15 protein-coding genes are annotated in these 15,579 nt (G+C 41.1%); 3 read left to right on the top strand and 12 right to left on the bottom strand.

All coding sequences use genetic code 11. The annotated features are described in order from the left end of the window. Positions 1–77 precede the first annotated feature (77 nt). Together rlmB and rnr are read right to left on the bottom strand one after the other, a co-directional pair. On the bottom strand, positions 78–815 hold the full coding sequence (gene rlmB, locus CKV69_RS06640; protein ID WP_005725044.1) for a 23S rRNA (guanosine(2251)-2'-O)-methyltransferase RlmB: 738 nt from the start codon (positions 813–815) through the stop codon (positions 78–80). Next, positions 816–3,218, bottom strand: a complete 2,403-nt coding sequence (gene rnr, locus CKV69_RS06635; RefSeq protein ID WP_010907422.1) for a ribonuclease R — start codon at positions 3,216–3,218, stop codon at positions 816–818. Between the two features lie 271 nt (positions 3,219–3,489). On the opposite strand from rnr, the gene CKV69_RS06630 reads away from it, so the two are divergent. The 3 genes from CKV69_RS06630 to mreD all read left to right on the top strand — a co-directional run bounded on the left by CKV69_RS06630 (position 3,490) and on the right by mreD (position 6,161). Continuing rightward, a complete protein-coding gene (locus tag CKV69_RS06630; protein WP_005719450.1) occupies positions 3,490–4,545 on the top strand; it encodes a rod shape-determining protein in 1,056 nt (351 codons plus the stop codon). A gap of 78 nt (positions 4,546–4,623) precedes the next feature. Then, positions 4,624–5,673: a rod shape-determining protein MreC gene (mreC, locus tag CKV69_RS06625; RefSeq protein ID WP_005719451.1), complete on the top strand. Its 1,050-nt coding sequence runs from the start codon at positions 4,624–4,626 to the stop codon at positions 5,671–5,673. Continuing rightward, on the top strand, positions 5,673–6,161 hold the full coding sequence (gene mreD / locus CKV69_RS06620; protein WP_005725048.1) for a rod shape-determining protein MreD: 489 nt from the start codon (positions 5,673–5,675) through the stop codon (positions 6,159–6,161). Before mreC ends, mreD begins: the two co-directional genes overlap by 1 nt. A gap of 19 nt (positions 6,162–6,180) precedes the next feature. On the opposite strand, the gene CKV69_RS06615 is transcribed toward mreD, so the two are convergent. The 10 genes from CKV69_RS06615 to srlD form a co-directional block, all read right to left on the bottom strand. Next, on the bottom strand, positions 6,181–6,630 hold the full coding sequence (locus CKV69_RS06615; RefSeq protein WP_005719455.1) for a pyridoxamine 5'-phosphate oxidase family protein: 450 nt from the start codon (positions 6,628–6,630) through the stop codon (positions 6,181–6,183). 324 nt (positions 6,631–6,954) lie between these two features. Then, positions 6,955–7,560 (bottom strand): 3-isopropylmalate dehydratase small subunit, encoded by a 606-nt coding sequence (gene leuD / locus CKV69_RS06610; protein WP_014326372.1) that lies wholly within the window; start codon positions 7,558–7,560, stop codon positions 6,955–6,957. Between the two features lie 190 nt (positions 7,561–7,750). Further along, positions 7,751–9,157 carry a 3-isopropylmalate dehydratase large subunit gene (gene leuC, locus CKV69_RS06605; protein WP_014326370.1) on the bottom strand — a complete coding sequence of 469 codons (1,407 nt, stop codon included), beginning with the start codon at positions 9,155–9,157 and terminating at the stop codon, positions 7,751–7,753. Between the two features lie 338 nt (positions 9,158–9,495). Then, the gene (gene leuB, locus CKV69_RS06600; protein WP_014326369.1) at positions 9,496–10,575 is read right to left on the bottom strand and encodes a 3-isopropylmalate dehydrogenase; all 1,080 of its coding nucleotides are present in this window, start codon (positions 10,573–10,575) and stop codon (positions 9,496–9,498) included. 109 nt (positions 10,576–10,684) lie between these two features. After that, positions 10,685–12,241 carry a 2-isopropylmalate synthase gene (leuA, locus tag CKV69_RS06595; protein WP_005755657.1) on the bottom strand — a complete coding sequence of 519 codons (1,557 nt, stop codon included), beginning with the start codon at positions 12,239–12,241 and terminating at the stop codon, positions 10,685–10,687. 514 nt (positions 12,242–12,755) lie between these two features. Beyond that, a complete protein-coding gene (srlR, locus tag CKV69_RS06590; protein WP_005725056.1) occupies positions 12,756–13,520 on the bottom strand; it encodes a glucitol operon DNA-binding transcriptional repressor SrlR in 765 nt (254 codons plus the stop codon). Positions 13,521–13,564: 44 nt separating this feature from the next. Beyond that, a complete protein-coding gene (locus tag CKV69_RS06585; protein WP_139639383.1) occupies positions 13,565–13,993 on the bottom strand; it encodes an HAD family hydrolase in 429 nt (142 codons plus the stop codon). Between the two features lie 48 nt (positions 13,994–14,041). Further along, positions 14,042–14,212 carry an HAD family hydrolase gene (locus tag CKV69_RS06580; protein WP_014326368.1) on the bottom strand — a complete coding sequence of 57 codons (171 nt, stop codon included), beginning with the start codon at positions 14,210–14,212 and terminating at the stop codon, positions 14,042–14,044. A 78-nt stretch (positions 14,213–14,290) separates the two neighbouring features. Further along, positions 14,291–14,659 (bottom strand): transcriptional regulator GutM, encoded by a 369-nt coding sequence (gutM, locus tag CKV69_RS06575; protein WP_005737386.1) that lies wholly within the window; start codon positions 14,657–14,659, stop codon positions 14,291–14,293. Positions 14,660–14,769: 110 nt separating this feature from the next. Continuing rightward, a complete protein-coding gene (gene srlD / locus CKV69_RS06570) occupies positions 14,770–15,549 on the bottom strand; it encodes a sorbitol-6-phosphate dehydrogenase (RefSeq protein ID WP_014326367.1) in 780 nt (259 codons plus the stop codon). Positions 15,550–15,579 lie beyond the last annotated feature (30 nt).

Here is a 15,579-nt window from a genome sequence, read left to right as displayed (position 1 = left end):
TAATGAACAAAAAGCGTAATGAAAAATTTCATTACGCTTTTTTATGGCAATAAAGTGCGCTCAGTTTTACTCTCAGTTTAAGCTAAACGCTGTCTGACAATTTCAAATAAGCAAACCCCTGTCGCCACAGAAACATTCAGCGAAGAGACTGAACCCGCCATTGGAATACTAATCAGTTGATCACAATGCTCACGCGTTAAACGACGCATCCCTTCACCTTCCGCTCCCATTACAAGGGCTAAGCCCCCTGTTAATTGCGTTTGATAGAGCGTATTTGTGGCTTCACCTGCAGTACCAACCACCCAAATGTTGTGCTTCTGCTGTAATTCACGCAAAGTGCGCGCGAGGTTGGTTACACGGATTAATGGCACGACTTCAGCGGCACCACAAGCTACTTTACGTGCGATAGCGGTTAATTGGGCAGATTTATCTTTTGGTACTATCACAGCACACACGCCCGCTGCATCCGCAGTACGCAAACAAGCACCTAAGTTATGTGGATCAGTCACACCATCTAACACTAATAGCAACGGATTGGACTGATTTTGTAAAAGCGTATCTAAATCTGCTTCATTCAATTCTTTCGCTGGCTGAACACGTGCCATGATGCCTTGGTGTACTTCGCCCTCTGCTTTTTTATCAAGGGTTTGGCGATTAACAAATTGGATAGTAATACCCAACCGATGAAGTTCATTGAGCAAAGGTTGTAAACGTTTATCGTCGCGCCCTTTGAGTGCATAAACTTCAATTAAACGCTCTGGCGCGTTGTTTAAAAAGGCACTTACTGCATGAATGCCATAAATATTTTCACTCATCTACTTTCTCTTTTTAGCTGATTTCTTACTGGCTTTTTTCGTGGTTGTTGATGGTTTAACAACGCTTGTTTTTCTTACCGCACTTTTACTGGTGCTTGGTTTACGTTTATGGCGTTGTTTTTCGAGACTTTCAGCGTAGCGTGCATTTTTCTTGAGCTTGTCTTTGGCTGTTTTGCCTTCTCGTAATGGTTTACGCTCACTCGACACTAAAGAAAAATCCACTTGGCGTTGTTCAAGGCTAACTGCTTCCACACGGATTTTTACCTTATCGCCAATGCGGTAGATCATACCACTATTTTCACCGATTAAACGTTGTCGAGCGAGATCAAATTGGTAGTAGTCGTTATCTAAGGTAGAAATGTGGACTAAGCCATCAATAAAGAGGTCATCTAAGCGGACAAATAAGCCAAAACCTGTCACAGATGAAATCACACCTGTAAATTCTTCGCCTACATGATCTTGCATATATTCGCATTTTAGCCAGTCTGCAACATCACGAGTGGCATCATCGGCCCGTCGTTCTGTCATGGAGCAGTGGTCGCCTAATACATCCATGTCATCAAGTGTATAGTGATACCCTCCCGTATCAGTGGTTCTCCGTTTCGAGCCTTTTAGTTTGGCTAACAAGTATTTAATCCCACGATGCAAAGTCAAATCAGGATAACGGCGAATTGGCGAAGTAAAATGCGCATATTCTTCGAGTGCAAGCCCAAAGTGCCCAATATTGTCAGGATGATAAACGGCTTGACTTAACGAACGTAATAACATGGTTTGCAATAACTCATGATCTGGACGTTCGCGAATTTGCTCCAATAATTTAGCGTAGTCTGCGGTACTTGGTTTACTGCCACCTTCAAGGCTTAAACCACATTCACTGAGGAATTGGCGGAAGCCCGTCACTTTTTCTTCGCTTGGACCCGCATGAATACGGAAAAGGGCTGGCTCTTGATGTTTTTCCATAAAGTTTGCCGCCGCAATATTGGCGAGGATCATACATTCTTCAATGATTTTATGCGCATCATTACGAATAACAGGCTCAATCCGTTCGATTCGCCCCATTTCATTAAACACAAACTTACTTTCAATGGTTTCAAAGTCAATGGCGCCACGTTGATGACGGGCTTCCACTAAGGCTTGGTACATTACATGGAGTTCTTTTAAATGGGGAACCAGTGCTTGATAACGAGTACAAAGTTCTTCATCGTCCTCTAAAATACGAGCAACTTTGGTATAGGTTAAGCGAGCATGAGAGTTCATGACCGCTTCATAAAATTCATAGCCTGTGATTTTACCTTTTGCTGAAACATTCAGCTCACAGACCATACATAAGCGATCGACTTGTGGGTTTAATGAACAAAGTCCATTGGAGAGGATTTCCGGTAGCATAGGAACAACGCGATTTGGGAAATATACCGAGTTTCCACGCGCATGTGCTTCGGTATCAAGGGCAGTACGTAAACGAACATAGTAGCTGACATCGGCAATGGCAACCCACAGTTTCCAACCGCCTCCACGTTTTTTCTGGCAAAAAACCGCATCGTCAAAATCGCGAGCATCTTCACCATCAATGGTGACTAACGGAAGATGGCGTAAATCAATACGTCCTGATTTGGCTTCTTCCGGTACTTCTTCACTCAGTTTAGAAACTTGTTTGAGGACCGCGTCTGGAAAAACATGGGGAATATCATGATTACGGATAGCAATTTCCACCTCCATCCCTTTTGCCATATTTTCACCGAGAATTTCGCTAATCATTCCAACAGGTTGGCTAAATGTTGCGGTACGTGGTTTTAATTCAACTACAACCACTTGTCCCATACGAGCGCCTTGGCGGTGTTCATTCGGAATTAAAATGTCGCGATTAATTCGACTATCGTCAGGTACTACATAACCAATACCATCTTCTAAGAAAAAACGACCAACAATCTGTTTTTTACGCTGTTGTAAGACGCGGACAATCCGCACTTCTTGGCGACCACGACGGTCAAAACCGCTAGGTTGGGCGAGGACATAGTCACCGTGCATTACTCGCTGCATTTGGCTGTTGGGTATAAACCAATCGCTGTCTTTACCTTCGACTTGTAAAAAACCATAACCATCACGATGACCTAATACGGTCCCTTTTAATAAATCCAGTTTTTCCGGTAAAGCGTAGCGTTTACGTTTAGTGAAAACCAATTGTCCGTCATTTTCCATCGCTCTTAAGCGACGGCGCATGGCTTCTTGTTGTTCTTCATTTTGAATAGCAAATGTGGTCAGTAATTCTTCTTTTGAGATAGGTGCATTATGTTGACGAATTGTATCAAGAATAAATTCGCGACTTGGGATCGGGTTCTCATATTTTGCGAGTTCTTCTTGATAGTTTGGATCTTGCAAATGTGGATTGTTTTTGATTTTTGCCATAATGACTCCCTTTGAGAATGGAAATACGCATTCGTTTAATGACCTCAAGTTTGACACTCTGATTTGTTGAAAGCAAGTAAAAAACCTGTTCGTGACTGAAACAATCTGTACTCGCGGGATTTGTCGTGCATGAAAGCGTAAAGACAAAGCAAATTTCGACAATTTACAGAAAATTCTCTGTTATAAAGGTACATTTTTTGATACATTTAGCACAATTTTTCAATACTCAAATCAGAGTGTCCATTATTTAATTTAGTTCAGCGGAATTCTTATGTTATTTAAAAAAATTCGAGGCTTATTTTCAAATGATCTGTCCATCGATCTTGGCACAGCGAATACCTTAATTTATGTCAAAGGACAAGGGATTGTTTTAGATGAACCTTCTGTTGTGGCGATTCGCCAAGAACGTTCAGGTGCATTAAAAAGCATTGCTGCGGTTGGTCGTGATGCCAAATTAATGTTAGGCCGTACACCGAAAAGCATTGCAGCGATTCGTCCTATGAAAGATGGGGTGATCGCAGATTTCTTTGTGACAGAAAAAATGTTGCAATATTTTATTAAACAAGTGCACAGCAGCAATTTTATGCGTCCAAGTCCACGTGTCTTAGTTTGTGTACCTGCGGGAGCTACGCAAGTCGAACGACGTGCAATCAAAGAATCTGCCATTGGTGCTGGGGCACGCGAGGTGTACTTGATTGAGGAACCGATGGCGGCAGCGATTGGTGCTAAATTACCTGTTTCGACTGCCACAGGTTCGATGGTGATCGATATCGGTGGTGGTACGACGGAAGTTGCGGTGATTTCTTTAAATGGCATTGTGTATTCCTCTTCAGTCCGCATTGGTGGTGATCGTTTTGATGAGGCGATTATTTCTTATGTACGCAAGACGTTCGGTTCAATTATTGGGGAACCGACAGCAGAGCGTATCAAACAAGAGATTGGTAGTGCGTTTATTCAAGAAGGCGATGAAGTCCGTGAAATTGAAGTGCATGGTCATAACTTAGCAGAAGGTGCGCCGCGTTCTTTCAAACTCACCTCACGTGATGTGTTAGAAGCTATTCAAGCCCCGTTAAATGGCATTGTTGCGGCAGTGCGCACGGCCTTGGAAGAGTGTCAACCAGAACATGCTGCGGATATTTTTGAACGTGGCATGGTCTTAACTGGTGGCGGTGCCCTTATTCGTAATATTGATGTTTTACTGTCAAAAGAAACCGGTGTGCCGGTTATCATCGCCGATGATCCTTTAACCTGTGTTGCCCGTGGTGGTGGCGAGGCATTAGAGATGATCGATATGCACGGTGGTGATATTTTTAGTGACGATATCTAATATGATTTAAAAGTGCGGTGATATTAGACCGCACTTTTACTTCTCTTTTATTGCTGACAAGGCTAGCCTAATTCGTATATGAAACCTATTTTTGGAAAAGCACCTCCTTTAGGTCTTCGCTTAATTCTGGCGATTTTAGCATCCATTGCATTGATTGTTTCGGACGGTCAATCCAATGCGATGATTAAAGCACGCAGTATTATGGAAACCGCAGTAGGCGGGCTGTATTATCTTGCCAATACACCGAGAACGGTATTGGATGGGGTTTCAGATAATTTGGTTGATACCAATAAATTGCAAATTGAAAACCGAGTTTTGCGTGATCAACTGCGTGAAAAAAATGCAGATTTATTGTTGTTAGATCAACTCAAAGTAGAAAATCAACGCCTGCGCTTATTGCTTAATTCCCCTCTACGTACAGATGAGTATAAAAAAATTGCTGAAGTTTTAACGGCAGAAACTGATGTGTATCGTAAGCAAGTCGTGATTAACCAAGGACAACGTGACGGTGCTTATGTCGGGCAGCCGATTATTGATGAAAAGGGTATTGTTGGGCAACTTATCTCCGTTGGTGAAAATACGAGTCGCGTTCTTCTATTGACAGATGTGACTCATTCTATTCCAGTACAAGTACTACGTAATGATGTCCGTTTGATTGCTAGTGGAACAGGACGGAATGATGAACTGAGTTTAGATCATGTGCCGCGTTCGGTCGATATTGTCAAAGGGGATTTATTAGTCACTTCTGGATTAGGTGGGCGTTTTTTAGAAGGTTATCCTGTTGCCATTGTGGAATCCGTATCACGTGATGGGCAAAATTATTTTGCTACTGTAACAGCAAAGCCATTAGCTTCGATTGAACGTTTACGCTATGTTTTGCTTTTATGGCCGACGAATGAAGAGATGCGCAAAGTCCAGTCTATTTCACCTGCAGATATTCGACGTACTGTACAACAACGTTTGGAAAATCAGGGCGTAGAAGCAGGTAAGGTAACAAAAACGTTGGTTAAAGAAGAAAACGACAACAATCCTGTGGAAGCAGACGAGCCGAGTCCAGTATTGGAAAATCCTGCTGAAAATCATCCATTACCGACGGTAACAGAATCACCGTCGAGAGAGGAACCGTAATGCAAAAGCGTTTTATCCTACAATGGCTAATTTTGATTTGTACTTTTATTGTGGCGTTAGTGATGGAAATTGCCCCTTGGCCAACGGACTTCCAAAATTTTAAGCCGGCGTGGTTAGTACTGGTTTTGCTCTATTGGACACTTGCGCTGCCAAATAAAGTGAGTATAGGATCGGCGTTTGTGCTTGGGGTGATTTGGGACTTAGTGCTTGGTTCTATTTTAGGGGTACATGCGTTAGTCTTATCGCTTTTTACCTATTTAGTCGCGCTTAATCATTTAGTCCTACGTAATCTATCGCTCTGGATGCAAAGCTTGTTGGTCATTATCTTTGTTTTCTCGATTCGCTTCAGTATTTTTCTCATTGAATTACTTTTGCATAGCGCATCATTTAATTGGCAAGAAAGTTATGGCGCATTGGCGAGCGGGCTGTTATGGCCGTGGGTCTTTTTACTTTTACGCAAAATTCGTCGCCAATTACAGCTACATTAACCTATTTGTATTGCACGTTTTAGGCATAGTGGTCTGTTTCTTCCGCTACTTGCCCTTTACGCCATTCTATCGTACTAAATAAGCCGAGTGAATTATCCACTAAACGAACATACTCCAGTTCAACTTGCCAAACCGTGAGTTGATCAATTAAGTGATGTGAATATTCAGTTTTATATAAAGCACGGGCTTGTTCTGCTTGTGTTGAAAATAATTGACTCGAGCGACCTGTAAATTGTACACCTTGTAGAGAGGGGACAAATTTTGTGGGAACAAAAATGGTACCTGCAACACGCGAGTTATTGCGAAGCACTTTCGCATGATGAGTTTGATCACCTGTAATATAAATTAATCTATTTTCTTTTTCGTCGAAAACATAATAAAAGGCATTTGCCCAAGGGAGATTATTTTCTGTACAGGCAAGAGTAAATAAGTATTGTTTCTTAATAAAATCGACTACTCGCTTATGCATATATTTTTCTCATTATTATTTTTTACGAAAAATGTTAAAAACCATTTTTATTTTGACACAATTTTGTACAGAGAGTAAATAGCTTATTCATAATAAATACAACAACATATCCATTGTATAAATGGTGCTATTATGTTCGTTTTTTTGGTCTATTTTGCTTTTTATTGAGAAGAGGACATGTTTTTTACGTGAAAAAACATCTTCCTGGTTATTGAAAATAGCAAAACCTTTAGGTATTTATTTTGTACATAAAATAACAAGGAAAAATAATATGAATGGGTGGGAAAAAGCTCAAGAGATGATTGTTTCATCTCTTGAACATATTTAGCGTAAGAAAGCAGGGATGTTGCTTTCGTATTCTGCGATTTTTGCTTCATGTTGCAAGGTTAGTCCGATATTGTCTAACCCATTTAACAAACAATGGCGACGAAAAGGGTCGATTTCAAAGGAATAGACTTTGTTATTCGCGCTGACTTTTTGTGTTTCTAGATCCACCGTAATGGTTGCACCTTCGTTAGCATTGACAAACTGGAACAATTCTTCCACTTCTTCATCGCTAAGGCGAATTGGTAACATCTGATTATTTAAGCTATTGCCATAAAAAATATCAGCAAAACTGGGTGCAATAATCACACGAATACCATAATCATCGAGCGCCCAAGGCGCGTGTTCGCGAGAGGAACCACAACCAAAATTCTCACGGGCTAATAAAATACTGGCACCTTGATAACGTGGGTAGTTTAACACGAAGTCTGGGTTGGGTTGTTTTCCTTCATCATCTAAAAAGCGCCATTCATGGAATAAGTGTTGACCAAAACCAATACGAGTGACTTTTTGTAAGAACTGTTTTGGGATAATAGCATCGGTATCCACGTTTGAGGCATCAAGGGGAACGGCGATACCCGTGTGTTGTTTAAATTCTTTAGGCATGTGATTTCTCTCTTACATGTTGATTCTGTTATGTACCGTACCTGCGATTTTGCTTTTCTTCGTTTAAAGAAAATTTTCTTACACTCAGGCAAAATCGAAGGGGCGCTTTGTCTGAGCATTATCAATAAAGTGCGGTTAGTTTTAAAACAGTTTTTCTGTTTTCCCCTCTGGGTTTAAGAGGGGAATGTGGTTAATGTAATTCCAAGTTACGGATGTCGACAAATTTGCCATAAACGGCAGCGGCGGCGGCCATCGCAGGACTGACTAAATGGGTGCGTCCACCACGACCTTGACGCCCCTCAAAGTTACGGTTACTGGTGGAGGCGCAACGTTCACCTGGGGCTAAGCGGTCGTTATTCATGGCTAAACACATAGAACAACCCGGTAAACGCCATTCAAAACCGGCTTCAATAAAGATTTTATCTAAGCCTTCTTTCTCGGCTTGTTCTCGCACTAAACCTGAACCCGGTACGACCAAGGCTTGTACGCCGTCTGCCACTTTGCGTCCTTTGGCGATCGCTGCTGCTGCACGCAAATCTTCAATACGAGAGTTTGTGCAAGAACCAATAAAGACTTTATCAATGGTGACATCGGTCAATTTAATGCTGTGCGGTAAATCCATGTAGGCTAAGGCTTTTTCAGCAGATTGACGCTCAATCGGATCTGACATTTCCGCTGGATTTGGGATCGGCTGATTAATACCAATCACTTGTCCTGGGTTGGTACCCCAAGTCACTTGTGGTTCGATTTCACTGGCTTCTAGCGTGACAACGGTATCAAATTCAGCCGCTTCATCGCTATGCAATGTTTGCCAATAGGCAACAGCCTCGTCCCAATCTTTGCCTTTCGGCGCGTAAGGTTTGTCTTTTAAGTAAGCAAACGTCGTTTCATCGGGTGCAATAATACCGGATTTCGCACCTAACTCGATAGCCATATTACAGACGGTCATGCGTCCTTCCATGGAAAGATCGCGGATCGCTTCACCACAGAATTCCACAACGTGTCCTGTGCCACCGCCCATGGTTGTTTTACCGATGATGGCTAACACGATATCTTTCGCGCTAATCCCGTCACGTACTTTGCCACGCACTTCAATTTTCATTTTTTTCGCGCGTGCTTGTTTAATGGTTTGAGTAGCAAGCACATGCTCAACTTCGGAGGTGCCGATCCCAAAGGCTAATGCCCCAAAGGCGCCATGGGTAGCGGTATGTGAGTCGCCACAGACAATGGTCATACCCGGTAGAGTTAAACCTTGTTCTGGTCCCATGACATGCACAATACCTTGATTGATGTGGTTAATATCGTAGAGTGTGATGCCAAATTGTTCAGTATTTTTGGCTAACTCTACCATTTGCACTCGTCCCATTTCGCCTGAGCCTGCTAGATCACGACTATCAGTTGGGACATTGTGATCCATGGTAGCAACGGTTTTACTCGGTTGACGAACGGAACGTCCCATGGCGCGCAAACCATCAAAGGCTTGTGGGGAGGTCACTTCATGCACTAAATGGCGGTTGATGTAAATCAATGGCGTTTCGCCATTGGCTTCGTGGACGACATGTGCGTCGAAGAGTTTTTCGTATAGGGTTTTGGACATTGTGTTATTCCTAATGATGTTTGAGCTTTAATTATTTTATTCTGAGCCTTTCTCTCCTTTTTGCTTGTGCAAAAAAGGAGCAAAAAACACACCCCGACTAAACTGCTTATCCGATTTCCGTGTGGATTTTTTCACGGAAAATAAGTTGTCTTCGCCTTGCTACGCAACGTTATTTTCCTAAAAATCCCCACTACACTCGGGCAGTTTACACGGGGACAATGTTAATATTGATAAAAAAGTGCGGTGACAAAAACTTTAGTTTTTGAACGTTGGCTTTGCCAACGGTGGCGAAGCCATAGTAATCGTTAAGAACGATTACGTATAATTTTTTTAAAGTTTTATTCTACCGCTTGGGCGATGAGGTCGCCCATTTGTTTGGTTGAAAGTGGTTGGCTTTCATCGGCTAAATCGGCGGTGCGGTGTCCTTCTGCGAGGACGTTTTTCACAGCGTTTTCAATGGCTGTCGCGGCGTCGTTTAAGTTGAAACTGTGGCGTAGCATCATGGCAGCCGATAAAATTTGTGCAATCGGGTTAGCGATACCTTTGCCTGCGATATCAGGCGCGGAGCCACCCGCAGGTTCGTATAAACCAAAGCCTTTTTCGTTCAGGCTGGCAGAAGGCAACATCCCCATTGAACCCGTGATCATCGCACATTCATCGGAAATAATATCGCCGAAAATATTCGAACAGAGTAACACATCGAAAAATTCAGGTTGTTTGATTAATTGCATAGTAGCGTTATCAATGTAGATATGATCTAATGTTACCTCTGGGTAATCTTTCGCCACATCACATACCACTTCACGCCATAAGACAGAACTGATCAACACATTGGCTTTATCTACGGACGTCACGTGTTTGCTACGTTTCATTGCAGTGTCAAAAGCAACGCGAGCAATACGTTCAATTTCATAACGATGATACACTTCCGTATCAAAGGCTTTTTCATTAGCACCTTCGCCTTCACGTCCTTTCGGTTGACCAAAATAAATGCCACCGGTTAATTCACGCACAGTGACCATATCAAAGCCTTTGGCAGAGATATCGGCACGCAATGGACAGAATTTCTCTAACCCTTTGTAAAGGGTGGCTGGACGTAAGTTACAGAATAAGGCAAAGTGTTTGCGTAGTGGCAATAAGGCGCCTCGTTCGGGTTGCTGCGCTGGTGGCAAATGTTCCCATTTTGGTCCGCCTACCGAGCCAAATAAAATCGCATCGCTTTCTTCACAGCCTTTTAAGGTCGCTTCAGGTAGTGGTGTACCGTGGTTGTCGATGGCAATGCCACCCACATCAAAAGTACGATAGTTTAATTTGAATGCGTATTTTTGTTGTACCACGTCTAAGACTTTAATGGCTTCTGCCATGATTTCTGGTCCGATACCGTCGCCACTTAATACCGCGATGTTGAATGTTTGCATTTGGTTTTTCCTTTTGATCTTTTAATGAAGTTTGTCTTGGATGAATTTCTTCTTATCACATGTTGGCATCATGACTGTTTAAAGTGCGGTGTGTTTTGAATCCGTTTTTTTACACGCCAGCAATTTTATGTAATTTCAAATCTGCCACTTTTTGCGAACGGTAAATGGCATTAATCGCATGAATCAAGGCTCTGGCAGAGGATTCCACAATGTCAGTCGCAAGTCCCACGCCGTGGAAACGTCTGCCTTCATGTTCCACCACAATATCTACTTGCCCCAAAGCTTCGGCACCTTCACCTTTAGCCGTCAAGTTGTAGTTAAGCATTTTCATCTCTAAGCCGGTGATCGCTAAAATCGCATTGTAAACCGCATCAACAGGTCCATTACCACCGTTAGACACTTGGCTCATTTTTTTGCCGTCTAATTCCACTTGCACAAAGGCAGATGCGGGTAAGTGGCTGATACATTGTGAAGTGATCACGTCTAAGGTTAAGCGATCTTCATCGCCTTGTTGCATATCAATAAACGCAAGCGCTTCTAAATCATAGTCGAACACTTGCCCTTTTTTGTCCGCCAATTTCAAGAATGCTTCATAGAGTTTATCTAAATCGTAATCACTTTCTTGGTAGCCCATCTCGCTCATATGGTTTTTCACCGCGGCACGACCTGAACGCGCGGTTAAGTTCAATTTTTCTTTTTTCAAGCCAATGCTTTCAGGCGACATAATTTCATACGTATTTTTATGTTTTACCATACCATCTTGGTGGATACCTGAAGAATGGGCAAAGGCATTGGATCCCACAATCGCTTTATTCGGTTGGATTGGCATATTACAAAGTTGGCTCACCATTTGGCTGACACGGTGAATTTCTTGTGTGTTAATGCGAGTATCTAAACCATTGAACATATCTTGGCGTGTTTTAATTGCCATCACTACTTCTTCTAATGCGGTATTACCGGCACGTTCACCGATCCCGTTAATAGTACATTCAATTTGTCGTGCGCCATTTTGAACCGCTGTTAATGAATTGGCAGTTGCCATCCCTAAATCATTGTGGCAATGCACAGAAATAATCGCTTTATCAATGTTTGGTACACGATTCATCACATTCGCAATAATATCGCCGTATTGATATGGCAAACAGTAGCCGACAGTATCGGGAATATTGACAGTCGTGGCACCGGCTTTAATTGCGGCTTCTACAATACGGCAGATATTATCCACACCAGTACGCCCTGCATCTTCACAAGAAAACTCCACATCATCGGTGTAGTTTCTCGCGCGTTTCACGGCATTGATCGCCATATCGACCACATCTTCAAAGGTACGACGTAATTTGGCTTCCACATGTAAAGCAGACGTGGCAATAAACGTGTGAATACGGAATGCCTCCGCTACTTTCAACGCTTCTGCTGCAGCATCAATATCTTTATCCACAGCGCGAGATAAAGCACAAACGCGGCTATTCTTAATATGGCGGGCAATGGTTTGCACCGATTCAAAATCCCCAGCAGACGAAATGGGGAACCCCACTTCCATGACATCCACGCCTAAACGTTCCAAGGCGAAGGCAATTTGTAATTTTTCTTTTACCGTTAAGCTGGCTTTTAATGCCTGTTCGCCATCACGTAATGTGGTGTCAAAAATAATGATATTGTCTGCCATATTAGGATCCTTATTGTTGTTCGTGTTGTGCTATTTCGAGTATTTAAGTACAGTCGTCTTTTTTCGTTTTCATAAAAAAAAGACCCGCTTACATGTGCGGGTCTAATTTGTGGGATATTTTACTGTTTTTTATCCACAACCTAGCCGCACAATGACTGTGTGAGCAGAAGGTTGAGAGATAAAGAACACATGGTAAACATAAGTAAAAAAATCCTTGTTTTGAAACTGTAACGGTTTTCATATTACCGATTAATATAAGGCTGTCAAATAAAATTTTGGTGTTTAATTTGTTTTTGTGGAGGATTTTTAGAAAGGTATAAGTATAAAAAGCTATTTTTATTGTTCTTTTTGGTTTCTGACTCTGTGTTATTACGTGAAGGGGTATTTTTATCCTGTATTTTCTATCATGTATATGAAATACCACTTTTTATTGCATAAGTGAGATGTTTGAGCACGTCTTGAGTAAGACGCGTGTTATCACACATGCCTGTGATAAAGGTTTAGCTAAGCTAAACTAAACAATTAAAACCTCAATACCTTTTTCGATGAGTTTGTCTTTCATTTCTGTCGGTAACTTATCATCAGTAACAATAGTATGGATTTTTTCTAAGCCACAGACGATATTTGGCGTTTTTCGTCCAAATTTACTTGAATCAGCAAGGACAATGATTTTTTTGGCGGCGTTACACATTAATGAACTGACGCGATAAACTTCATTAAACGTCGTTAATCCAACGTCAAGATCAAGACCATCAGTACCAATAAATAACGTATCAAAAGTTGAACCAATGAAAACAGATTCTGCAAAATAACCATGAAACGACGCTGATTTTTCACGGAATGATCCGCCAGACATTAATAAGTTATAGGATTTATTGAGTTGTAGAACAGCATTAAAGATCGTTAAGCTATTTGTCATGATAGACAAGTTATCAAATGTGGTTAAATTGGGGATAATTTGTAGGACAGTACTGCCGGCATCAAAGATAATAGAATCTCCTTCGTTGATGAGGGTGGCGGCTTTTTTTCCAATTCGTTGTTTTTGGCTGAGGTTGACATTGGTTTTAAAATCAATAGGCGGGTCTTGTTCAAGATCTTTTTGGGTAACGACGACACTACCATAGGTTCTTAAGACTTTATTTTGTTTTTCCAACGCAGTGAGATCTTTACGAATTGTTGCACCAGTGAGATGAAAATGACTCGCTAATTCATCGACTTTGGTTTTTCCATTTGTCATTAAATAATTAAAAATATGCTGCTGTCTTTCAAAAGGTTTCATGTTTTGTTCCTATATCTTAGCAAGCATATTTTTGTGTTATCTTGCTAATCGTCTTCCAGTTTTTTGATCACATCTAGTCGTGTGGGTAATCGTGCATCTGCAATAGCAAACTGAGCATTTTGGTAATGAGTATTCACAATAAATGTACGTAAATTTGCTGCTTTCGCAGCAATCAGACCGACAACACTGTCTTCAATGACAAGACATTCCTTGGATGAAATACCTAATTTTTGGATTGTTTTCAAGTATACCGCGGGATGTGGTTTACCGAATTGCTCATCATCTGCACTACATTGTAGTATAAAGTAACCCCATAATTTTAATTTATCAAATACTGCCTGAATTATTTTGGGGAAAGATGAGGTAGCGACTGCCATTTTGATATGTCTTGCTTTCAGGAAATGCAGTAATTCATATAATCCCAACATCGGCTTGCCTTCTTGCAAAATAGCGTGATACGCATGATTTAAAATCGTATCCGCTAATCTTTGTGTGGTAGTTGGTAAATTAAAATGTTGGATTCAAATACTCGCCATTTCGTCAATACGTTTACCACCTGTTAATTGTTCACAGGTTTGTATAGTAATGTGAATATCAACGTTTGCTAAGGCATGAATTTGTGCTTTTGCCCAGTGTGGTTCAGAGTCAATCATGACACCGTCCATATCAAAAATCACGCTACTTATTTTCATTTATTTCTCAGCCGTATTATAAATATTTTGTGATTAAAAGTGTATCAATTGAAAGAAAAAATTTTCATTGTTAAGTATTTAGTTTCTATATAACGATGAAATTGCAATTTTTAAAGCAAATTGCGATTTTTTATCTTTTGGAAAAATGCGTTCTGGTTGAATTTGGTCTACTTTTAAGCCAATGACTTGTTCACATGTTTGTGGGCGAGCAAATACAGAAAATCCTTTCATTTGTAAGCTATCAATAACGGTTTCATTATCGTCTATTGCGAGTACAATGATTGACTTTGGATTAAAACGTCCACTGTTTCTACCGGTTAAAATTTTGCCCTTTTGACTGATCGACATAAACGCGCGATTAAATGCGGAAACTTGTTGCCAGCCAAGGATAATCTGTATAAGCCACATAAAAGCGGCAAAGAAAATCAATATTGTTGTGGTATCCATGGTTCCTCCGAGAATTGAAATAACTTTTAGCCCAGTTTTGTATCTCGTTCATTTCTAAGAAGAATGCACATTTTCTCAACTAGGCTAAAAGTCACCGCACTTTTGTTCATTTAGAACATCACTTGTCCGCCAGTGATATTAATTGACTGACCAGTACAATAAGATGCTTCTTCACTGGCATAAAATTTCAAGACATTTAGGACATCTTGATAATCACATCCACGTTTAAGTGGCACTTTATCAATGTAAACTTGCTCTACTTCTTCTTCAGGAATACCTAATTTCTTCGCATATTGGGGAATTAAAGATTGGAACATAGGTGATTTGAGTAAGTTACCTAACATTAATGAATGTACTGTAATGCCGTAATCTGCAAGATCTAATGCAAGAGATTGAGTTAGACCTACACCACCAAATTTTGCGGCACTATAACCCGAATTATGTTTACTACCGACTTTACCAGATTTTGAGTTGATTTGAATAATACGACCTTTGATACCGTCTCTGATCATTAAACGAGAAAAATGCTTCGCACAAAGGAAGTAACCTGTTAAATTGACTTTTACGGATAAATCAAAATCTTTCAAATCGAAATCATAAATTGGTGAAGCTTTGGTGGTGCCGGCGCTATAAACCAAGAGATCAATTTTTCCAAAAGCTTGATCTGTAGCATGCACAAGAGTTTCTACGCTCGTTTCATCTGCGGCATCAACTTGCAACCCAATTGCATGTCCTATCCCTTGTTGTGTATTGATACGAGTAGCCACTTGCTTCGCATTTTCGCCATTAAGATCAGCCACGACAACACGGTATCCTGCCTCAGCAAGCCCTTCGGATAAGAAGGCACCTAATGTTTGTCCTCCACCAATAACGACTGCAACTTTTGACATAATTTTTTCCTTCTTTAAAACTAAAATAAA

The organism is Pasteurella multocida (assembly GCF_900187275.1).
Taxonomy (GTDB): Bacteria; Pseudomonadota; Gammaproteobacteria; order Enterobacterales; family Pasteurellaceae; genus Pasteurella; species Pasteurella multocida.
Note: the sequence above shows the minus strand (reverse complement) of the source record. Positions and strands in the feature narration are given on the sequence as shown.

Excerpts from the sequence above, each read along its gene's own strand:
- rlmB (WP_005725044.1), bottom strand. The coding sequence starts at position 815 with ATGAGTGAAAATATTTATGGCATTCATGCAGTAAGTGCCTTTTTAAAC.
- rnr (WP_010907422.1), bottom strand. The coding sequence starts at position 3,218 with ATGGCAAAAATCAAAAACAATCCACATTTGCAAGATCCAAACTATCAA.
- CKV69_RS06630 (WP_005719450.1), top strand. The coding sequence starts at position 3,490 with ATGTTATTTAAAAAAATTCGAGGCTTATTTTCAAATGATCTGTCCATC.
- mreC (WP_005719451.1), top strand. The coding sequence starts at position 4,624 with ATGAAACCTATTTTTGGAAAAGCACCTCCTTTAGGTCTTCGCTTAATT.
- mreD (WP_005725048.1), top strand. The coding sequence starts at position 5,673 with ATGCAAAAGCGTTTTATCCTACAATGGCTAATTTTGATTTGTACTTTT.
- CKV69_RS06615 (WP_005719455.1), bottom strand. The coding sequence starts at position 6,630 with ATGCATAAGCGAGTAGTCGATTTTATTAAGAAACAATACTTATTTACT.
- leuD (WP_014326372.1), bottom strand. The coding sequence starts at position 7,560 with ATGCCTAAAGAATTTAAACAACACACGGGTATCGCCGTTCCCCTTGAT.
- leuC (WP_014326370.1), bottom strand. The coding sequence starts at position 9,157 with ATGTCCAAAACCCTATACGAAAAACTCTTCGACGCACATGTCGTCCAC.
- leuB (WP_014326369.1), bottom strand. The coding sequence starts at position 10,575 with ATGCAAACATTCAACATCGCGGTATTAAGTGGCGACGGTATCGGACCA.
- leuA (WP_005755657.1), bottom strand. The coding sequence starts at position 12,241 with ATGGCAGACAATATCATTATTTTTGACACCACATTACGTGATGGCGAA.
- srlR (WP_005725056.1), bottom strand. The coding sequence starts at position 13,520 with ATGAAACCTTTTGAAAGACAGCAGCATATTTTTAATTATTTAATGACA.
- CKV69_RS06580 (WP_014326368.1), bottom strand. The coding sequence starts at position 14,212 with ATGAAAATAAGTAGCGTGATTTTTGATATGGACGGTGTCATGATTGAC.
- gutM (WP_005737386.1), bottom strand. The coding sequence starts at position 14,659 with ATGGATACCACAACAATATTGATTTTCTTTGCCGCTTTTATGTGGCTT.
- srlD (WP_014326367.1), bottom strand. The coding sequence starts at position 15,549 with ATGTCAAAAGTTGCAGTCGTTATTGGTGGAGGACAAACATTAGGTGCC.